The organism is Stenotrophomonas sp. 10N36, from assembly GCF_056395005.1.
On record NZ_JBFTIS010000012.1, the window covers coordinates 71,254 to 89,346 of the forward strand.

General features: G+C 68.5%; 20 protein-coding genes and 1 other RNA gene. 6 read left to right on the forward strand and 15 right to left on the reverse strand.

The genetic code is table 11. The annotated features are described in order from the left end of the window. The first annotated feature begins 52 nt into the window (after positions 1-52). The gene (locus AC1DCJ_RS13255) at positions 53-1,042 is read left to right on the forward strand and encodes a YiiG family protein (RefSeq protein ID WP_478071163.1); all 990 of its coding nucleotides are present in this window, start codon (positions 53-55) and stop codon (positions 1,040-1,042) included. Positions 1,043-1,094: 52 nt separating this feature from the next. Here the strand turns inward: AC1DCJ_RS13255 and AC1DCJ_RS13260 are convergent, their stop codons facing one another. After that, complete coding sequence (locus AC1DCJ_RS13260; RefSeq protein ID WP_137190244.1) at positions 1,095-1,967, reverse strand: ion transporter; 873 nt, start codon at positions 1,965-1,967, stop codon at positions 1,095-1,097. Positions 1,968-2,032: 65 nt separating this feature from the next. On the opposite strand from AC1DCJ_RS13260, the gene AC1DCJ_RS13265 reads away from it, so the two are divergent. Beyond that, on the forward strand, positions 2,033-3,262 hold the full coding sequence (locus AC1DCJ_RS13265; protein WP_478071164.1) for an acetylornithine transaminase: 1,230 nt from the start codon (positions 2,033-2,035) through the stop codon (positions 3,260-3,262). A 97-nt stretch (positions 3,263-3,359) separates the two neighbouring features. Here the strand turns inward: AC1DCJ_RS13265 and AC1DCJ_RS13270 are convergent, their stop codons facing one another. Further along, positions 3,360-3,971 carry an HAD-IA family hydrolase gene (locus AC1DCJ_RS13270; protein WP_478071165.1) on the reverse strand — a complete coding sequence of 204 codons (612 nt, stop codon included), beginning with the start codon at positions 3,969-3,971 and terminating at the stop codon, positions 3,360-3,362. Positions 3,972-4,084: 113 nt separating this feature from the next. Between AC1DCJ_RS13270 and azu the strand changes: the two genes are divergently transcribed. Then, complete coding sequence (gene azu, locus AC1DCJ_RS13275) at positions 4,085-4,543, forward strand: azurin (RefSeq protein ID WP_038686464.1); 459 nt, start codon at positions 4,085-4,087, stop codon at positions 4,541-4,543. 307 nt (positions 4,544-4,850) lie between these two features. Here azu and hemL read toward each other — a convergent pair whose 3' ends face one another. Both hemL and thiE read right to left on the reverse strand, forming a co-directional pair. Beyond that, on the reverse strand, positions 4,851-6,140 hold the full coding sequence (gene hemL / locus AC1DCJ_RS13280; protein ID WP_137190241.1) for a glutamate-1-semialdehyde 2,1-aminomutase: 1,290 nt from the start codon (positions 6,138-6,140) through the stop codon (positions 4,851-4,853). A 15-nt stretch (positions 6,141-6,155) separates the two neighbouring features. Next, complete coding sequence (thiE, locus tag AC1DCJ_RS13285) at positions 6,156-6,791, reverse strand: thiamine phosphate synthase (protein ID WP_478071166.1); 636 nt, start codon at positions 6,789-6,791, stop codon at positions 6,156-6,158. A gap of 72 nt (positions 6,792-6,863) precedes the next feature. Between thiE and AC1DCJ_RS13290 the strand changes: the two genes are divergently transcribed. After that, positions 6,864-7,055, forward strand: coding sequence for a rubredoxin (locus AC1DCJ_RS13290; RefSeq protein WP_037553342.1), 192 nt, complete (start codon positions 6,864-6,866; stop codon positions 7,053-7,055). Positions 7,056-7,092: 37 nt separating this feature from the next. Here the strand turns inward: AC1DCJ_RS13290 and AC1DCJ_RS13295 are convergent, their stop codons facing one another. From AC1DCJ_RS13295 to AC1DCJ_RS13330, 8 genes are all read right to left on the reverse strand, one after another. Next, positions 7,093-7,938, reverse strand: coding sequence for a SirB1 family protein (locus tag AC1DCJ_RS13295; protein WP_478071167.1), 846 nt, complete (start codon positions 7,936-7,938; stop codon positions 7,093-7,095). Positions 7,939-8,095: 157 nt separating this feature from the next. Then, entirely contained in the window at positions 8,096-8,545 is a 450-nt protein-coding gene (locus AC1DCJ_RS13300) for a DUF192 domain-containing protein (RefSeq protein WP_038686472.1), read from the reverse strand. Positions 8,546-8,597: 52 nt separating this feature from the next. Continuing rightward, a complete protein-coding gene (rpiA, locus tag AC1DCJ_RS13305) occupies positions 8,598-9,245 on the reverse strand; it encodes a ribose-5-phosphate isomerase RpiA (protein ID WP_038686473.1) in 648 nt (215 codons plus the stop codon). 30 nt (positions 9,246-9,275) lie between these two features. Next, on the reverse strand, positions 9,276-9,752 hold the full coding sequence (locus AC1DCJ_RS13310; RefSeq protein WP_137190237.1) for an EVE domain-containing protein: 477 nt from the start codon (positions 9,750-9,752) through the stop codon (positions 9,276-9,278). 13 nt (positions 9,753-9,765) lie between these two features. Next, positions 9,766-10,365 (reverse strand): 5-formyltetrahydrofolate cyclo-ligase, encoded by a 600-nt coding sequence (locus AC1DCJ_RS13315; RefSeq protein ID WP_320489485.1) that lies wholly within the window; start codon positions 10,363-10,365, stop codon positions 9,766-9,768. An 80-nt stretch (positions 10,366-10,445) separates the two neighbouring features. Continuing rightward, positions 10,446-10,630: non-coding RNA, 6S RNA (gene ssrS, locus AC1DCJ_RS13320), on the reverse strand. A gap of 188 nt (positions 10,631-10,818) precedes the next feature. Beyond that, on the reverse strand, positions 10,819-11,115 hold the full coding sequence (locus AC1DCJ_RS13325; RefSeq protein ID WP_038686480.1) for a cell division protein ZapA: 297 nt from the start codon (positions 11,113-11,115) through the stop codon (positions 10,819-10,821). Then, on the reverse strand, positions 11,112-11,333 hold the full coding sequence (locus AC1DCJ_RS13330) for a TIGR02449 family protein (protein ID WP_038686482.1): 222 nt from the start codon (positions 11,331-11,333) through the stop codon (positions 11,112-11,114). Before AC1DCJ_RS13330 ends, AC1DCJ_RS13325 begins: the two co-directional genes overlap by 4 nt. Positions 11,334-11,531: 198 nt before the next feature. Here AC1DCJ_RS13330 and AC1DCJ_RS13335 point away from each other — a divergent pair, with 198 nt between their 5' ends. Together AC1DCJ_RS13335 and AC1DCJ_RS13340 are read left to right on the forward strand one after the other, a co-directional pair. Then, complete coding sequence (locus tag AC1DCJ_RS13335) at positions 11,532-12,080, forward strand: UPF0149 family protein (protein ID WP_137190235.1); 549 nt, start codon at positions 11,532-11,534, stop codon at positions 12,078-12,080. A 7-nt stretch (positions 12,081-12,087) separates the two neighbouring features. Further along, positions 12,088-13,413: an aminopeptidase P N-terminal domain-containing protein gene (locus tag AC1DCJ_RS13340; RefSeq protein WP_478071175.1), complete on the forward strand. Its 1,326-nt coding sequence runs from the start codon at positions 12,088-12,090 to the stop codon at positions 13,411-13,413. 107 nt (positions 13,414-13,520) lie between these two features. On the opposite strand, the gene pepQ is transcribed toward AC1DCJ_RS13340, so the two are convergent. The 3 genes from pepQ to AC1DCJ_RS13355 all read right to left on the reverse strand — a co-directional run bounded on the left by pepQ (position 13,521) and on the right by AC1DCJ_RS13355 (position 17,756). Then, positions 13,521-14,849 (reverse strand): Xaa-Pro dipeptidase, encoded by a 1,329-nt coding sequence (gene pepQ / locus AC1DCJ_RS13345; protein WP_478071168.1) that lies wholly within the window; start codon positions 14,847-14,849, stop codon positions 13,521-13,523. An 82-nt stretch (positions 14,850-14,931) separates the two neighbouring features. Further along, positions 14,932-15,285, reverse strand: a complete 354-nt coding sequence (locus AC1DCJ_RS13350) for a PilZ domain-containing protein (protein ID WP_137190233.1) — start codon at positions 15,283-15,285, stop codon at positions 14,932-14,934. Then, complete coding sequence (locus AC1DCJ_RS13355; RefSeq protein WP_478071169.1) at positions 15,282-17,756, reverse strand: DUF1631 domain-containing protein; 2,475 nt, start codon at positions 17,754-17,756, stop codon at positions 15,282-15,284. The genes AC1DCJ_RS13350 and AC1DCJ_RS13355 overlap by 4 nt, the downstream gene beginning before the upstream one ends. Positions 17,757-18,093 lie beyond the last annotated feature (337 nt).

Sequence of the window (18,093 nt, forward strand, 5' to 3'; positions counted from 1 at the left end):
TCCGCATTGGTAAACTACGTCTCTGGAATCGTTTACAACACGGAGGCGTTTGATGAAGCACGTTCTTTCCACGGCGGTACTGGCTGTGTCGATCACCCTGGCGCTGGCCGCCTGCGGCAACAAGTCCGCCGAGCCTGCCAAGGAGGCCGCCGCCCCGGCCAGCAAGGCTGATGCCCAGGCCGAAGAGGCCGAGCAGGCGCTGACCGGCAAGCTCAACAGCTACATCGACTGCTACAACGATGTCGATTCGGGCATCCACCAAGGCATCGGCTACTACACCAGCTGGATGAAGGATCCCAAGGCCGGTCCCACCGGTCGCGAAGAGCGCCCGATCGGTCCGCCGGACCTGGACGCCGACGATCTCAAGACCTGCGATGCGGCCATTCCCACGGCAATCGCCGCCGCGCCGGCACTGCCGGAACTGGACAAGGCGGCCAAGGCCTACCTGGACAGCCTGCACACCCTGCAGCCGCTCACCCATGCGGCGTACGACTACTACAAGCGCGAAGACTTCGAAGACGACGGTTACGCGCGCGGCAAGGCGATGCATGCGCCGCTGATGGAGGCGTTGGCTGCCTTCGTGCAGGCCAGCGGCGTGTTCAGCACCGCGCTGGAGGCCGAGAACGACCGTGCCCAGCAGGCGCAGCTGCAGGCGCTGGAAAAGCAGGAAGGCCGCACCCGCACGTACTATCGCTTGGCCATCATGATGGAGGCCAAGTCGCTGATGGACCTGATGGCCGAGGATGACTTCGACGTGGTGCAGGGGCGTGCGCGACTGGATGCCTTCAATACCATCGCCGACGAAGCGCACGCCAAGGTGGCCGACCAGGAGCCGGGCAAGATGGACTGGAACAGCTTCGAGACTGCCGCGGAGAATTTCCGTCGCGAGGGCAAGGAGCGCATCAAGGGCGTGGTCGACAAGACCCCGTATACCGACTTCGAACAGCGCATGCTGGATTCGCCGTCGCATGCCCCGCAGGGCTCGGCCGGGCGCCTGTTGAACGAGTACAACAGCCTGGTGTTCCAGAGCAACCGCCAGTAAACGGCGTGGCGATCCACCCCGGTGCGTTCGGCGCGCCGGGGTGGATCGCCCATTACTGATTGAAGGTGTCGGGCAACGTGTCGCCGCACCGGCGGCAATGCCGGGCGTCCGGTTCGTGGCCTTCCAGCCCGCAGTGCGGGCAGCCACGCGCATCGCGCCGCGCGGCCAGGTCGGCCTCGCGCATGGTGCTGGCCAGTTCGGCGGTGTAGATGCCGGTGGGCACGGCAATGATGCTGTAGCCGATCAGGATCAGCACCGAGGTGACGAAGCGGCCCAGCACGGTCTGCGGCACGATGTCGCCGAAGCCCACCGTGGCCATGGTCACCACCGCCCAGTACATGCTGCTGGGGATGCTGGTGAACCCGTGGTTCGGCCCCTCGATCACGTACATCAGGGTGCCGGCGATGATCGTGATGGTGACCACCGTGAACAGGAACAGCAGCACCTTGCGCCGGCTGCGCCACAGCGATTCCATCAGCACGCCGCTTTCTTCGATGTAGCGGGTCAGCTTGAGGATGCGGAACACCCGCAGGATGCGCAGGGCGCGCACCACCAGCAGGCTTTGGGCGCCGGGGATGAACAGGGACAGGTAGGTGGGCAGGATCGAGGCCAGGTCGATGATGCCCCAGATGCTGAACGCGTAGCGCAGGGGCCGTTTGACCACCACCAGCCGCAGCAGGTACTCGGCGGTGAACAGGACCGTGAAGCCCCATTCCAGCACGTACAGCCAGTCGGCATGGGCGATGTGGAAGCGCTGCACGCTGTCGAACATCACCACCAGCACGCTGGCGATGATGGCGTACACCAGCAGCAGGTCGAAATTGCGCGACGGGCGGGTGTCGTGGCGGTAGATGATCTCGAACCAGGTCCGGCGCCAGCCGGTCTCGGTGGCGGGGTTGAGCTGGGGGGCGGTGAGCGGTCGCATGCGCCGCATTGTGCCTCACCGGCCGGAAGCGCGAGAATGGGACTTTCCCGCAACCCCTGACCGCCATGACCGCCGCTGCCACCGATCCGCTGTTGTCCCTGTCGCATTACTACCTGCCGGTGTACAAACCGCGCCAGGTGGTGCTTGAGCGCGGCCAGGGTGCGCGCGTGTGGGACACCCTGGGGCGTGAATTCATCGACCTGGCCGCCGGCATCGCCGTGTGCGGGCTGGGCCACAACGACCCGGACCTGACCGCCGCGCTGATCGAGCAGGCCGGCAAGCTGTGGCACACCAGCAACGTGTTCTACAGCGAACCGCCGCTGCGCCTGGCCGAGGAGCTGGTCACCAGCTCGCGCTTCGCCGAGCGCGTGTTCCTGTGCAATTCCGGCGCCGAAGCCAATGAAGTGGCGATCAAGCTGGTGCGCAAGTGGGCCTCCTCCAAGGGCCGGCCGGCCCACCAGCGCGTGATCGTGACCTTCCGCGGCAGCTTCCACGGCCGCACCCTGGCCGCGGTTACCGCCACCGCCCAGCCGAAGTACCAGGAAGGCTACGAGCCGCTGCCCGGCGGCTTCCGCTACGTCGATTTCAACGACGAGGTGCAGCTGGAAACCGCCATGGCCGCCGGCGACGTGGCCGCGGTGATGCTCGAGCCGATCCAGGGCGAGGGCGGGGTGATGCCCGCCAAGCCGGGCTTCCTGCAGCGCATCCGCGAGCTGTGCGACCAGCACGACGCCTTGCTGGTGCTCGATGAAATCCAGGTGGGCATGGGCCGCACCGGCACCCTGTTCGCGCATTGGCAGGAAGGCATCAAACCGGACATCGTGACCCTGGCCAAGGCCCTGGGCGGCGGTTTCCCGATCGGCGCGATGCTGGCCGGGCCGAAGGTGGCCGAGGTGATGCAGTTCGGCGCGCACGGCACCACCTTCGGCGGCAATCCGCTGGCGGCGGCAGTGGCGCGCGTGGCGCTGCGCAAGCTGTCCTCGCCGGAGATCGGGCACAACGTGGGCCGCCAGTCGCAGGCGCTGCGCGATGGCCTGGGCCGGATCAACGATGAGTTCAAGGTGTTCAGCCAGGTGCGCGGCCGCGGCCTGATGCTGGGCGCGGTGCTGGACAAGGATTTCGCCGGCCAGGCCGGTGCCATCCTGGACCACGCCGCCGATCACGGCCTGCTGACCCTGCAGGCCGGCCCGGACGTGCTGCGCTTCGTGCCGTCGCTGAACATCACCGACGAGGAAGTGGCCGAGGGCCTCAAGCGCCTGCGCGCGGCGGTGCAATCCTTCATCGCCTCGCGGTAGAGCCGACCGTTGGTCGGCTGCTGTTGCTCCGGGGCGAACCCTGCCGACCAACGGTCGGCTCTACACCAGGGTGTACCCAGCCGACCAACGGTCGGCTCTACACCAGGGCGTACCGCTTCAACACCTTGCCGATGCTGCGGCTGTCGGCCGCCGTTTCCGCCTGCAATCCCGCCTGCCGTGCACCGCGCACGTTGGTGAACAGGTCATCGATGAACAGCGTGCGCCCGGCACGTGCGCCCAGCAGCTCCACCGCCTGCACGAAGACGGCCGGGTCCGGTTTGCGACCGCCCAGCGCACCGCTGCACAGGATGCGTCCGTGCAACGCCGTGGCCAGGGTAGGCAGGATGCGCGGGATGGTGTCGGCCATCAGCGCGCTGTTGTTGGTCAGGATCGCAATCGGCAGGCGGCGGGCGACCTGCTCGATGCGTTCGATCACCCCGGCCTGCGGCGGGGATGCGGCGATGCGCGCCGCCTGCCACTGCGCGATGCTCAGCGTGCTGCCCAACGCAGCGCTCACCTGCTGCAGGTACAGCGCGCTGTCCAGGCCGGCGTCGTGCTGCTGCTCCAGGCCGCTGTCGAACAAGGCCGCCTGCACCTGCGCGACGCTGCAGCCGGTGCTGGCCGCCAGGTGACGCACGCGCAGGTGGCGCGCATGGCGTACGAGCACGCCATCGAAATCCAGCAACAGGCACTCCACGGCAACGGTCATCGCGCACTCTCGTCCAGGTCCACTGCTGACCGTACCCCAGCCGGGGCGTAGGCTGCGACATCGCGTCGCAGGTCGGGCGTGGGCACGGACTCTAGAATCGCGTGGACTGTTCGATGGAGATCGCCGTGAAACTGCTTGTTCCCGTGTTGCTCGCCGGCCTGATGCTGGCCCCGGCTGCCCATGCCCGCGTGTGCGCGGTCAGCATCGACAGCACCGACCAGATGAGCTTCAGCCAGAAGGAGATCAAGGTCGGCGCGGACTGCAGCCAGGTGAAGCTGACCCTGCGCCACACGGGCAAGCTGGCCGCCACCGCGATGGGCCACAACTGGGTGCTCACGCGGACCCCCGATTATCAGCCGGTGGCGATGGCCGGCATGCGCACGAGCCTGGCCGACAGCTACCTGCCCAAGGGCGATGCACGCGTGCTGGCGCATACCGCGGTGATCGGCGGTGGGCAGACCACCAGCGTGACCTTCTCGACCGCCAAGCTGGCCAAGGGCGGCGATTACACGTTCTTCTGCTCGTTCCCGGGGCACTTCGCGATGATGAAGGGCAAGCTGGTCTTCGGGTAAGAACGTCATCGGTGCGGCGACGGCACGCGCCTTGGTAGGGTCGGTTCCCAAACGACTGCCGATGATGCGTGTGGGTGCGGCGAACGCATGACCTGTGCCGAAGCGATCTGCGTTCTGGGGTCATGCCCTCAACGAACGTTGCGCAGACCAACGGCGGTCGATCGGGATGCGACCCTACCAGCGAGGCGCATCGCCGAACGCCCCCGGTTCCCTGCTGCATCGCCGAAGGCCATGGACCGGGGCCGATCCGTCGCCCCCGCCGTTGACCGGGGCCGATCCGTCGTCCCGGCCGTCGTCCGGTACCCGATCAGCCTTTGACGACCTTGAACGCCTCGCGGGCGGCGTCGATGGTCGCGTCGATCACGCTGTCGTCGTGCGCGCTGGACATGAAGCCGGCTTCGTACGCCGACGGGGCCAGGAACACGCCGCGCTCCAGCATCGCGTGGAAGAAGGTGTTGAACGCGGTGATGTCACAGGCGGTGGCCTGGGCGTAGGTGTCCACCTTCTGGTCGGTGAAGAACAGCCCGAACATGCCGCCCACCTGGGTGGTGGTCACGGCCACGCCGGCCTCGGCCGCCGCCGCTTCCAGCCCGGCGCACAGGCGCGCGCTGGCCGCGCTCAGGCGGTCATGGAAGCCCGGTTCCTGCACCAGGTCCAGCATCGCAAGGCCGGCGGCCATCGCCACCGGGTTGCCGCTGAGCGTGCCGGCCTGGTAGATCGGGCCGGCCGGGGCGATCTGCGACATCAGGTCGGCACGGCCGCCGTAGGCACCCACCGGCATGCCGCCGCCGATGATCTTGCCGAAGGTGGTCAGGTCCGGGGTGATGCCGTAATGGGCCTGCGCGCCGCCGAGGGCGACGCGGAAGCCGGTCATCACCTCATCGAAGATCAACAGCGCGCCGTACTGGGTGCACAGCGCGCGCAGGTGCTGCAGGTAGCCGTCGCGCGGCGGGATGCAGTTGGCGTTGCCCACCACCGGCTCGATGATCAGCCCGGCGATGTGCTCGCCCTGTTCGGCGAACAGCGCGGTGGCGGCCTCGAAATCGTTGTAGGGCAGGGTCAGGGTAAGTTCGCTCAGGCCGGCGGGTACGCCCGGCGAGGTGGGCACGCCCAGGGTCAGCATGCCGCTGCCGGCCTTGACCAGGAACGAGTCGCCGTGGCCGTGGTAGCAGCCTTCGAACTTGACGATGCGATTGCGCCCGGTGGCCCCGCGCGCCAGCCGGATCGCCGACAGCGTGGCTTCGGTGCCGGAGTTGACCATGCGCACCATCTGGCACGACGGGATCAGCCGGGTGAGGGTTTCGGCCATCACCACTTCGGCCTCGCACGGCGCGCCGAACGACAGGCCGTTGTTGATCGCGTGCTTGACCGCCTGGCGCACGGCCGGGTGGTTGTGGCCGACGATCATCGGGCCCCACGATCCCACGTAGTCGATGTAGCGGTTGCCATCCACGTCGTACAGGTACGGGCCATCGGCGCGCTGCACGAAGAACGGCTCGCCGCCGACCGACTTGAACGCGCGCACCGGCGAGTTGACGCCGCCCGGCAGCAGCTTCTGGGCGCGGGTGAACAGGGCGTGGGACTGGTCGTGGTTCATGGGGTGTCCTGGGTCTTACGGAAACTGGGCGAGGAAGGCGCGCTGGGTGGCGACCGGATCGGGGGCGGCAAAAATGCCGCTGACCACGGCCACCAGATCGGCACCGGCCGCGATGATGGGACCCACATTGTCCGGGCTGAGCCCGCCGATCGCCACCCGCGGTACGCCCAGTGCGGCGCTTTGCCGCAGCAGGTCCGGCGTGGCACGGCTGGAGGTGACCTTGGTGGTGGTCGGGAAGAACGCGCCGAATGCCACGTAGCTGGCGCCCTCGGCCACGGCACGTTCGGCATTGGCCAGCTGGTCGTAGCAGGACGCGCCGATGATGGCGTCGGGGCCCAGCAGGGCACGCGCGGCGCCGATGTCGCCGTCGGTGCCGCCCAGGTGCACGCCGGCGGCGCCCACCGCACGGGCCAGCGCCGGGTCGTCATTGATGATCAATGGCACCCCGTGCTGGGCGCACAGTGCCTGCAGCGCGGTGGCCTGCTGCAGGTGCAGGGCGGCCGCGGCGGTCTTGTTGCGGTACTGCAGCCAGGTCGCGCCGGCGGCCAGCAGCGGCGCGGTACGCGCCAGCAGGCGGGCGGTGTCGGCCTCGTCGGGGGTGATCAGGTAGACGCCGCGTGGGCGCACGGGGGAGACTGAAGCAGAATTCATCGGTGGCTACCGGTAGCACGACGGGAGTGGGACAATGGCGGTCGCCCGTTTTTGTCCAGCCGTGATTATCCAATGACCGATGCCACCGCCACCACTTTCCGCACCTGGATGTGCGTTGTCTGCGGCTTCCTGTACAGGGAAGAAGACGGCCTGCCGGAAGAAGGCATTGCGCCGGGCACGCGCTGGGAAGACATTCCCGACACCTGGACGTGCCCCGATTGCGGCGTGACCAAGGACGATTTCGAGATGGTCGAGGTCGATTGACCGGCGGGTATCGACCGTTGGTCGATACGCCCCTTCGTCAATGCAACCGCTGCGCCCGTCCGCCCAGTTCCACCAGCTTCTCGCGCACCCATTGCGCATCGGCGGCCTGCCGGTTGCGTTGCAGGTACAAAGCCAGGTCATGGCGCGCCCCGGCCTCGTAATCCAGGTTCAGGTAGGCCAGGCCGCGGTCACGCAGCGCATCGTCCTGTTCGGGCGCCAGCTTGAGCAGGCGGTCGGCACTGCGCGCGGCGCGGTCCCATTCGCCGCGCTCCACATACACGCCGTGCAGGTTGCGCAGCATGCGCATCAGGATCGCGCGCGCCGGGGCGGCATCCAGGATCTGCGCCAGCACGTGGTCGTCCGGGGTTTCGCCGCCCAGGTGCGAGCGTGCGCGTTCGCGCAGTTCTTCCACGTCCAGCGGGCGGCCGCCGTTGTAGGGGTCCATCACCAGCACCCCGTCGTCCACCGGCAGGCGCACCAGGAAGTGCCCCGGGAATGACACCCCGTCCAGCGGAATGCCCAGCCGGCGCGCGACTTCCATCTGCACCAGGGCCAGCGAGATCGGATTGCCCAAGCGGCGTTCGAACACCTGGTTGAGGTAGCTGTTGCGCGGGTCGTAGTACTCGCCGTGGTCGCCGCCGTAGCCCAGTTCGTCGAACAGGTGGCGGTTCACGGCGGCGATCTTCAGCGGCCAGTGCTCGATGGTGTCCACCTCGGTACGCAGGTGGTCGGCATGGGCCTGCACCACCGCGTCGTACACGGTGGGGTCCAGGTCGGGGTATTCGTCGCGGGCGATCAGCAGTGCCGTGGGCAACAGCGGCAGGGCCTCGTCATCCAGCTCGGCCAGTGAATCCCACGTCGGCAATGTGATCTGCCCCTGCATGGCTACAGACTGGCGACAAACGCAGCCGGTTTCAAGGGCTTCAGCGCCGGATCACGCCCGCCGGTAGAGCCGACCGTTGGTCGGCTGAGCGGGAACGTTGAGGAGGGCCAGGGGCGGCCGACCAACGGTCGGCTCTACCCCGGGCGGGGGCGCGGTGTCAGCGGTCGGCGATGCCGGGGCCGAAGGTGATCTCGGTGCCGTCCTTCAAGCCCAGCTTTTCAGCCTGGCCGGCGTTGAGCTCCAGCACGTAACGGGCCGGGCCGCTGCTGGGGTAGGGCGGGCAACGGTCGCCGGCCGAGCACGGCGGCACGTCGCGCTGCTGGCTGACCAGCCGGCGCTGTTCGTCGAAGTACAGGATGTCCAGCGCGATCTTGGTGTTCTTCATCCAGTACGCCTGCAGTTCCTCGCGCTCGTGCAGGAACAACATGCCATGGTCGGCATCCATCTGGTCGCGGAACATCAGCCCGCGCGCGCGGCTGGCGTCATCGCGGGCCAGTTCCACCTGGTAGCGGGCACCGCTCAGTTCCACCCAGTGGCGGGTGCCGCTGCTGGCGCAGCCGGTCAGGGTCATCAGGAGCAGCAGCGGCAACAGGCGGATCAGCGACATCGGGGTCTACCTCGGCAGGAAGAAGGCCGGCCATCGTGGGCCGGCCGCGGAATCAGAATACGCGGGGCGGCTCGCCGCCGACGATCACCACGTCGGCCGGGCGCCGCGCGAACAGGCCCACGCTGACCACGCCGGGCAGCTGGTTGAGCTCGCGCTCAAGCTTGACCGGGTCGGTGATCTGCAGGTGGTGGATGTCCAGGATCACGTTGCCGTTGTCGGTGACCACGCCTTCACGCCAGGCCGGCTGGCCGCCGGTCATGTCCAGGATGCGGCGCGCGATCAGGCTGCGGGCCATCGGGATCACTTCCACCGGCAGCGGGAAGCGCCCCAGCACCGGCACCTGCTTGCTCGGGTCGATGATGCACACGAAGCGCTCGCTGGCCTCGGCGATGATCTTCTCGCGGGTCAGCGCGGCGCCGCCGCCCTTGATCAGGCACTTGTTGCCGTCGCACTCGTCGGCCCCGTCCACGTACAGCGACAGGTTACCGGTGTGGTTGAGCTCCATCACCTCGATGCCGTGCGACTTCAGCTGGGCGGTGCTCTGCTCGGAGCTGGACACGGTGCCCTTGATGCGGTGCTTGATGCGGGCCAGGCCGTCGATGAAGTAGGCAACGGTGGACCCGGTGCCGACCCCGACGATCATGCCGTCTTCGACGTATTCCAGGGCTTTTTCAGCAGCCAGGCGCTTGGCTTCGGACATGGCGGGCAACTCTATGAGGGAAAGGGGGAATCAGTGTTTTTCAAGCGACAGCAGCAGCTTCCACTGCGCAGCGGTCACCGGCAGGATCGACAGGCGGTTGCCGCGCGCGGTCAGCGGAAAACCTTCGCCCAGCGCATCGGCGTGCAGCTTGATCTCGTCCAGCGAAATGGTGTCGCGCAGTTTGCGCTCGAAGGCCACGTCCACCAGCATCCAGCGCGGTTCTTCGCGGGTGGCCTTGGGGTCGTAGTAGTCGGATTTGGGGTTGAACTGGGTGTCGTCCGGATAAGCTTCGCTGGCCACCGTGGCAATGCCGACGATGCCGGGCACCTTGGTATTGGAGTGGTAGAACAGCACCCCGTCGCCGACCTTCATGCCGTCGCGCATGAAGTTGCGCGCCTGGTAGTTGCGCACGCCGTTCCAGGGCTCACGGCCCACGCGCTGCAGATCGTCGATGGAAAAGGCGTCCGGTTCGGACTTCATCAGCCAGTAGCGCTTGCGTGCGGTCATGCGGAGTCTTTGATTACGGTAGGTGCCGACCGTTGGTCGGTACGCAGACGTGGGTGGAGATGTCGGTGCAGATCGCATCCACCGCGACATCCCAGGGCTGTACTGGCAGGTCATCGACCTGCTGCACCGAGAAGCCGACCCCCACCAGCCACGGCGGTGCGGGGCGCTGGTGGCGGAACGCGAAGCTGCGATCATACCAGCCGCCTCCCATGCCCAGGCGCCGGCCCTGCGCGTCGAAACCGACCAGGGGCGCCACCACCAGTGTCATCTGCTCCGGTGCCAGCGTGGCCTCCAGCGCGACGTCCGGTTCTGGAATGCCGTAGCGGTTGGCGGTCAGTGGCTGGCCGGGTCGCCAGGGCGCGAAGCGCAGCGTGTCGCCGGCGAGGATCGGCAGGCAGTACTGCAGCGCGTCGGGCAGCTGCATCTGCCAGCGGTGCAGGGCGATTTCGCCATCCATTGCCCAGTACCCGGCAACGAAGCCGTGTGCAGGGGCGAAGGGGAGCTGGAGCAGGCGATCGGCCAGGTGTTCGGCGGCGGCCAGGCGCTGCGCGGCGGGGATGTCTCGGCGGCGTTGGCGCAACTGCTGGCGCAGTGCGGAGCGCGGGTCGGTCATGCCTGGGTCCGGGGCGTGGTGCGGGCGCGGATAAAACAAGAGCGACGTCCCGGTAGGGGCGTCGCTCTTGCAGGAATACTGCATTCTCCGCGGTGACGATGCGTGCGAAACGACCTTGAACCCGGGGTTCAAGTGGGTACGCTGGGGTTCCTTCGGGCTTCCCGCTACAAGGCGGACTTGCACTCCCGGCGCCGTCGCGCACCCGTGGTCGTAATTAAGGGACAAGGCGAATGTTTGCACACGCCGTCGTTCACAGCAGAGAACGCGTCGCCATTATAGCCAAGCGCGCGCCGAGGGGTAGGCCGTTCGTCGGTCGGATTGCAGCTGAATTCAGATCGATGAAGGCCATGCGATGGCCTTGTGCAATGGAACATGCCGTGGAACATCGGCCGTTGGTCGGCTGCACAAGCATTCGGGTGGCGCCGACCAACGGTCGGCTTTAGCGCCGGCGGCTCACGCCCCGTCGATTGCGCGGTCCAGCCGCCGGTTCAGATCGGCCAGGGTCTGCTGCAGTGCCACACCCTGGCGGGCGTGTTCATCGCGCAGCTGCTGCAGCTCATGGGCGAGGTTCAAGGCGGCCAGCACGGCCACCCGGTCCACGGCGGCCATGCGGTTGCTGCCGCGGATCTCGCGCATCTTCGCATCCAGCAGGCGGGCCGCGGCGGTGAGGATTTCTTTCTCTTCCGGGCCCACGCCCACCGTGTATTCACGGTCCAGGATGCGGACACTGACCGGTTCGGTCTGGCTCATGTGTGCTGCTCCAGGGACTTGAGGCGGGTGATCATCGCTTCGACCCGGGAGCGGGCCTGTTCGTTCTTGGCCAGCAGCTGCGAGCGCTCGGCGACCAGCTGTTCCTGCTGATGGCGCAGGCTGCGGTTCTCCTCGGCCAGGCGCTGGTTGCGTTCCAGCAACGCCTCCACCCGGGCGGCGAAGGCCTGCAATTGGGTGATGGCGTCGGAAGGTTCCATGCCCGGCACGATAGGCAAGGGCGGTGGAGCCGGTCAAGCGAATAATGACGGGGGCTTGGGCAGGGGTCGGGTTACCCCGGCAGCGCCTGCCCGGGAACGCGATGGCAACCCGACGGCCACGGGCGGATTGCTACACTGTGACGCTGCCAGAGCGCCGCCCCCGGCGGCCCCGGCGCCTTTTTCCGATCGAGCCCCAAGATGACCGAACTTCCGAGTGTCGATGACGTAAACAAGGCCAGCCAGGCGTTGGGCCTGGGCGCCAATGCCGCCGAACTGCATGGCGGGCTGTGCGGCTGGCTGTCTGCCGGCGGTGCGCCGGTGCGCGAATGGCCGGCGCGGGTGCTGGCCGATGACAATCTGCCGCTGCCGACCGAGGACGATCCGCTGTCGCAGCTGCTGCAGGCCAGCGTGGCGCAGCTGGAAGACCGCGACTTTGCGTTCGAGCTGCTGCTCAGCGACGCCAGCGACACCGCCGCGCAGGCCGATGCGCTGTTCACCTGGGCGCGCGCCTTCCTGGGCGGCTTCGGGCTGGGCTCCGGTGGCCGTCGCCCGACGCTGTCCGAAGAGGGCGAAGAAGCCCTGAACGACCTGGCCAAGCTGGCCCAGGCCTCCAGCGAAGACTTCGAAAGCGGCAACGATGATGACGAAGACGCGCTGGCCGAGATCGAAGAGTTCATCCGCGTGGCAGTGCTGCTGCTGCACGGCGATTGTGTGATGGCCGCGCGCCACCGGCAGCGTCTGAACTGAGATGGATATCCGGCAGCTGACCGGCATCTCCGCCGCCGAGTACACCCGCCGCCGCCAGCAGTTGATGGAGATGGCCGGCGACGACGCGATCCTGGTGCTGCCGGCGGCCGCCGAGCGGGTGCGCAGCCTGGATACGCATTTCCCGTTCCGCCAGGACTCGGACTTCTGGTACCTGAGCGGCTTCCCGGAGCCGGACGCGGTGCTGGTGCTGATCCCCGGCCGGCGCCACGGCGAGGTGATCCTGTTCTGCCGTGAGCGCGACGCCGACCGCGAAGCCTGGGACGGCGCGCGTGCCGGGCAGGAAGGCGCGGTGTCGCAGTACGGGATGGACGATGCGTATCCCATCGACGACCTCGACGACATCCTGCCCGGTCTGCTGGAGGGGCGCTCGCGGGTGTACTACCACTTCGGCCGCGACGCGGAGTTCGACCTCAAGCTGATCGGCTGGGTCAACCGGGTGCGCTCGCAGGTGCGGCATGGCGCGCAGCCGCCGCATGAATTCCTGGAGCTGGGCCACCTGCTGCACGAACAGCGGCTGTTCAAGTCCAGCGCCGAGATCGCGCTGATGCAGCGCGCCGCCGATATCAGCGTGCAGGCCCACCGGGTAGCAATGCGGGTGGCGCGCCCGGGCATCCACGAGTACGAACTGCAGGCCGACCTGGAGCGCGAGTTCCGGGCCAATGATGCGTGCGCGGCGTACTCCAGCATCGTCGGGGCCGGCGCCAACGGCTGCATCCTGCACTACCGCGACAACAACGCGCGATCGCGCGATGGCGAGCTGGTGTTGATCGATGCGGGCGCCGAGTACCGCGGCTACGCCAGCGACATCACCCGCACCTTCCCGGTGAACGGGCGCTTCACTGCCGAACAGCGCGCGCTGCACGACCTGGTCGGGGCGGCGCAGGCGGCGGCGTTGGCGCAGGCCAGGCCGGGCAACGCGTATGAAGCCGGGCACCTGGCGGCCGTGCAGACCCTGACCGAAGGCCTGCTGCACCTGGGGCTGCTGAAGGGCAGCGCGGAAGAGAACATCGCCGAAGGCCATTACCAGCGCTTCTACCGGCACAAGACCGGGCATTGGCTGGGGCTGGACGTGCACGACGTGGGCGATTACCGGCTGGCCGGCGACTCGCGCATGCTGGAACCGGGCATGGTGTTCACCATCGAACCGGGCCTGTATGTCTCGGCAGATGACCGCAGCGTGGAAGCGCGCTGGCGCGGCATCGGCATCCGCACCGAGGATGACGTGTTGATCACCGAGGACGGACACCAGGTGCTGACCGCGGCGCTGGCGCGCAGCGCCGATGAGATCGAAGAGGAAATGGCGTCCCCGTAGAGCCGGGCTCTGCCCGGCTGATCGCGCTGCCGGGACACCGGTAGTGCCGGCCGCTGGCCGGCATCGCGTGCAGCCGGGCAGAGCCCGGCTCTACGGACCGGCCGCCGTCAATCGGCCGCGGCGAACGCCGGGCGGGTCAGGTTGTCGGCATCGCCGTCGGTGCACAGCACTTCGTCTTCGATGCGGATGCCGCCATAGGGGCGGAAGAAGTCGACGCGGCTCCAGTCGATGCTGTCGCCGTTGCCGGCCTGCTTCACTTCGTCCAGCAGCATATCGATGAAGTACACGCCCGGTTCGATGGTCACCACCATGCCCGGCTCCAGCACACGGGTCAGGCGCAGGTACGGGTGGCCCTGCGGGCGCTCGATGCGGCCGCCGCGGTCGCTGGCGGCGAAACCGGCCACGTCGTGGACCTGCAGGCCGATCAGGTGGCCCAGGCCGTGCGGGAAGAACGCCGCGCTGACGCCGGTGGCCAGGGCCGCTTCGGGCGACACCTTGAGCACGCCAAAGTCCTTCAGGATGCCCATCAACGACAGGTGCGCGTCCACGTGCAGCTGCTTGTAGTCCACCCCGGCACGCACGCCGGCGGCCATCTGCTGCTGGGCCGCGTCGACCGCATCGATCATGGCCTGGAACTCGTCATGGCCGGCGGCGGCATAGGTGCGGGTGATATCGCTGGCGTACCCGTAGGCGCTGGCACCGGCATCGATCAGGAAGCTGCGCAACGGCGTCGGCGCGCTGCGGCCCAGGTCGGTGTAGTGCAGCACGGCGGCATGTTCGTTGAGGCCGATGATGTTGCCGTAGGGCAGTTCGTTGGCGTCTTGGCCCACCGCACTGCAGTAGGCCATGTGGATCTCGAACTCGCTGGCGCCGGCGCGGAACGCGGCCTCGGCGGCGCGGTGGCCGCGCACGCCCAAGCGCTGGGCCTGGCGCATCAGTGCGATTTCATACGGGGTCTTGTAGCCGCGCTGCCAGTCCAGGTAATGCAGCACCGGCTCGGGGTTGTTCGGCACGAACGCACCCAGGGTGCTCTGCGGCTCGCCCAGGATCGCGCAGCGCGCCGGGTCCTTGGGTAGCAGCGCCAGGGCATGCTCGGCGCTGCGGATGATCTCGATGTCGAAGTGCTCCACCCACCAGCCATTGGGGGCATCGGGCACCACGTGCCAGTAGTCGAACGGCTGGAAGAAGATCAGCGTCGGGCGCTGGCCGGGGGTGTACACCAGCCAGCTGTTGGGCAGCTTGGTCAGCGGCAGCCACGCCTTGAAGTTCGGGTTGACCGCGTAGGGGTAGTCGCGGTCGTCGAACGCCTGGTAGTGCTGGGTGCCGCTGGGAATCACCAGGTGATCGAAACCGCCGCGCGCCAGCGCTTCATCGGCACGCTGGCGCAGCACGCTGACGTGATGGGAGTACAGGGCGCCAAGGTCAGGCTGGTTCATCGCGGAGGCTCGTTAAGCAGTGCGGAGTGCAGCCCATGATTCTGCCGCAATCAGGCCCGTCGCGCTGTGCCGGAACCGGCACTCAGACCGCCGAAGTTTCCTGCGCGATCCACGCCCGCAGCAATTCGCGGTGCTCGCGGCTGAGGGTGATGAAACGGAAGCCCACCCAGGCCTGGCCGGGGGCATGGGTCTGCTCGCTCCACAGCTGGTGCGCGCCCACGTCCAGCGCCAGCGGCTGGCCGTTCGGACCGGGAATGGCGAACTGCAGCTGGTACAGCGCGTCGTCGTGCATCGGTGCCGAGGCCAGCATGAGCATGCCGGTCTCGGAAATATTGCCGAGCCGTCCCACCACCGCCTCGGCCAGCATGTCGGTAACGGGCACCAGCTCGGCCACCTGGCGGCGCGGGGCGCGGCGGGTATCGGTATCGGCGGTCATGATGCGGTCTCTGCGGCAGGGCCGGGGCCGGCCAGCGAACGCAGCGTGCGCAGCGTCGCCTGCCAGGCGCGGTCGATCAGGCGGCTCTTGTCTTCGTTGACGATGCGCACCTGGCCATGCGCCATCAGGCGGGCCAGCGCGTCCAGCGAGTGTTCCCCCACCTTCTGCCCGCGCGGATTGACGAACAACGCATTGTCGGTGAGCAGGCTGTACCACGACAGCCGCTGGCGGCGCAGGTCGCCCTGCTGGTTGGTGGTGAATTCGAACCAGGTACCGAACGGCAGCGTGCGCAGCTGGCGATAGCAGTCTTCCTCGGCCAGGCTGCGTGCCAGCGGCGCGACCTTGCGTGGCTCGTGGCCCTCGCCCTGTTCGCCCAGGCGGGTGCGGGCACGGATCCGCGCGGTCAGTTCGGTGCGCGAACTGCCTTCATCTTCGCCGCCCGGGGAGGACAGGCGCCGCGCGATCGCGGCCGCTTCGTCCTGGTGGTAGCCCACCTGCAGCAGCGCGGCTTCCACCTGGCCGCCCAGGTCGGCATCGCTGGGCGCGGTGCCGGGCGGCTGGCAGGTCACCTCGGCAATCCGGGCGGTTTCCTGCTCCCGCTGCTGCCATTGCTCGGAGCCTTCGCCATGCCGGAGCAGGGTGAGGGTGAGCACGTCCGACCACGCCTGCTTCAGCAGCGACTGCACGAAGCGTGGGGGTTCGGATTGGGCGCACAGCTGTTCGATGCTGGCCCCGGCCTGCTGTTTGGCCGACTCCAGGCGTTCCTTGCCGCGCGCGGCTTCCACATGGCGGCGCTCGGCCAGTTCGGCCTTGTGCGCCAGCGCGCGGAAGTGCTGCTGGATGTCTTCGTTGGCGGCCTCGAACACCGCCGCGTCGCCCTGGTAGTCGTCCACCACCTGGTCCACGGCGCGGCCCAGCTTCTGCACCAGCTGCGGGTCCACGTCGTCTTCGCCCAGCCAGTTGGCACCCGCCTCGGCCACCGCATTGAGCAGCTCCCGCGCGGGATGCTGGTCGCGCACGAAGAACGCGGGGTCGGACAGGGCCGCCCGTGCCACCGGAACCTGCAGGCGCGCCAGCAGGTCGGCGGCGACGGCGTCCGGGCGCACTTCGCGCTGGATCTGCCCGTACAGCATGTCCAGCAGGTCGAAGGTGTCGCTGTCCTTGACGGTCAAGGCGGCCTGCGCGCCATGGTCGGCGCGCATCTGGGCCAGCAGCGCGTTGTGCAGGTCGGCCATGCTGCGCCGGGCCGTGCCGGTACCGGCGCTCTGCGCCTGCAGCTTGGCCAGGGTGGCATGGACCGATTCGCTGGCCACCGCAACCGGCGGGCCGGCCGAGGGGCCGGGGCCGAGGTTGGCCGCTGCGGGGACGCCCGGCGACGCCGGCGCGTTGCCTGCCGCCGCGGCGCTGCCCGCGGCTTCCTCCGCCACGCTGCCCGCCGTCCCGGCCAGTCCGTTGGCGCTGGCATGCCGCGCGGCGTCCAGCAGCTGGTGCAGGGCCGACATCGCCGGCGCCGACAGATCCTGTGGCGCGGCGCCTGCTGCGGCTGCGGGCGCGTTGCTTGGGGCAGCGGCAGGCGCGGGCTGGCCGGGACGCAGCGAGGCGGGCAGGTCGCCCATCGCTTCGCTGGTCATCGCCGCCCACCCGCTGTTGCGGGCCGATCCGCTCCAGCCGGTCAGGGGGCGATTGACCTTGCCGCCTTCACGCGCGGGGCTGCTGCGTTCTGGACCGGTGACGATGCGCCGGGTCGTGGCCGACCGCGCCAGGTAGGGGGTGTAGACCAGCCCGGGCAGGACACCTTCGTGGCCGAGGAAGATGTTGGCGCGTTCCAGCAGTTCGCCCAGCCGGTCGATCAACTGGCGGTCGAACACGCGGTAGAGCGCCAGCTGGGTTTCCAGCCCCAGTTCGAAGCGTTCGCCGAGTTCCCGCACGATCCGGCACAGCACGTGCGGGCCGAACGGCAGGTCTTCGACATCGAACTCCGGGCCGGCGGCGAGCACCGCGAAGCGTTGCCCCAGCAGTTGCAGGGCGCTGGCCGATCGTTGCGCCTCGCGGCGGATGATCTCCACCAGCACGATGTCGCGGTCGATGTCGGTGTCGGCCACCAGGGTCAGGGTGCTGGCGGTGAGCGTACTGGCCGCCGGGGCCGGCACATGGCGCACGCGCGGCTCGCGCAGCTGGGCCAGGGCGTGGCCCAGTGCGTCCAGGAACAGCGGGGCGAACTGTGCGTTGACCTCGTGCAGGCGCCGGGTCTGGGCGTAGATGTCGGCCTGGATCTGGCTGTTGCGCGCGCGCTCGGCATCGCGGAACAGCTCGCGCTCCAGTTCGACGATGGTCAGCTTCAGCGGGGTGGCCAGGGTCTGCGCGGCCAACGCATGCAGCGACGCCAGCAGGCGGCGCACGCGCGGCGGCGCGGCCACGTGGGCGAAACGCGCCGGGTCGGTCGGGGACGATGAAGGTGCGGACGCAGACATCCGTTGTGGTTCCGGCTCACCTGAGAGTAAGGAATCTAACGGTTTCGCGGTGTCCCCGCCAGAAGGGATCCCCCGACACCCGGCGGGCAGAGCCGACCGTTGGTCGGCTGCTCTTCGCGCATGGCCGGGATGTCGCCAACGGCAGCCGACCAACGGCAGCCGACCAACGGTCGGCTCTACCCCCACGCATTGCCCCCGCCGTAGAGCCGACCGTTGGTCGGCTGTTCTTCGCGCACGGCCAGGATGTCGCCAACGGCAGCCGACCAACGGTCGGCTCTACCCCCGCGCATCGCCCCCGCCGTAGAGCCGACCGTTGGTCGGCTGTTCTTCGCGCATG

What these genes read in the sequence shown, in the direction of transcription:
- azu (WP_038686464.1), top strand. Translation starts at nt 4,085, where the DNA reads ATGGAGATCGCCGTGAAACTGCTTGTTCCCGTGTTGCTCGCCGGCCTG.
- AC1DCJ_RS13315 (WP_320489485.1), bottom strand. Translation starts at nt 10,365, where the DNA reads ATGACCGACCCGCGCTCCGCACTGCGCCAGCAGTTGCGCCAACGCCGC.
- AC1DCJ_RS13265 (WP_478071164.1), top strand. Translation starts at nt 2,033, where the DNA reads ATGACCGCCGCTGCCACCGATCCGCTGTTGTCCCTGTCGCATTACTAC.
- rpiA (WP_038686473.1), bottom strand. Translation starts at nt 9,245, where the DNA reads ATGTCCGAAGCCAAGCGCCTGGCTGCTGAAAAAGCCCTGGAATACGTC.
- AC1DCJ_RS13355 (WP_478071169.1), bottom strand. Translation starts at nt 17,756, where the DNA reads ATGTCTGCGTCCGCACCTTCATCGTCCCCGACCGACCCGGCGCGTTTC.
- AC1DCJ_RS13330 (WP_038686482.1), bottom strand. Translation starts at nt 11,333, where the DNA reads ATGGAACCTTCCGACGCCATCACCCAATTGCAGGCCTTCGCCGCCCGG.
- AC1DCJ_RS13255 (WP_478071163.1), top strand. Translation starts at nt 53, where the DNA reads ATGAAGCACGTTCTTTCCACGGCGGTACTGGCTGTGTCGATCACCCTG.
- AC1DCJ_RS13310 (WP_137190237.1), bottom strand. Translation starts at nt 9,752, where the DNA reads ATGACCGCACGCAAGCGCTACTGGCTGATGAAGTCCGAACCGGACGCC.
- AC1DCJ_RS13350 (WP_137190233.1), bottom strand. Translation starts at nt 15,285, where the DNA reads ATGACCGCCGATACCGATACCCGCCGCGCCCCGCGCCGCCAGGTGGCC.
- AC1DCJ_RS13290 (WP_037553342.1), top strand. Translation starts at nt 6,864, where the DNA reads ATGACCGATGCCACCGCCACCACTTTCCGCACCTGGATGTGCGTTGTC.
- pepQ (WP_478071168.1), bottom strand. Translation starts at nt 14,849, where the DNA reads ATGAACCAGCCTGACCTTGGCGCCCTGTACTCCCATCACGTCAGCGTG.
- thiE (WP_478071166.1), bottom strand. Translation starts at nt 6,791, where the DNA reads ATGAATTCTGCTTCAGTCTCCCCCGTGCGCCCACGCGGCGTCTACCTG.
- AC1DCJ_RS13325 (WP_038686480.1), bottom strand. Translation starts at nt 11,115, where the DNA reads ATGAGCCAGACCGAACCGGTCAGTGTCCGCATCCTGGACCGTGAATAC.
- AC1DCJ_RS13270 (WP_478071165.1), bottom strand. Translation starts at nt 3,971, where the DNA reads ATGACCGTTGCCGTGGAGTGCCTGTTGCTGGATTTCGATGGCGTGCTC.
- AC1DCJ_RS13260 (WP_137190244.1), bottom strand. Translation starts at nt 1,967, where the DNA reads ATGCGACCGCTCACCGCCCCCCAGCTCAACCCCGCCACCGAGACCGGC.
- hemL (WP_137190241.1), bottom strand. Translation starts at nt 6,140, where the DNA reads ATGAACCACGACCAGTCCCACGCCCTGTTCACCCGCGCCCAGAAGCTG.
- AC1DCJ_RS13335 (WP_137190235.1), top strand. Translation starts at nt 11,532, where the DNA reads ATGACCGAACTTCCGAGTGTCGATGACGTAAACAAGGCCAGCCAGGCG.
- AC1DCJ_RS13295 (WP_478071167.1), bottom strand. Translation starts at nt 7,938, where the DNA reads ATGCAGGGGCAGATCACATTGCCGACGTGGGATTCACTGGCCGAGCTG.
- AC1DCJ_RS13300 (WP_038686472.1), bottom strand. Translation starts at nt 8,545, where the DNA reads ATGTCGCTGATCCGCCTGTTGCCGCTGCTGCTCCTGATGACCCTGACC.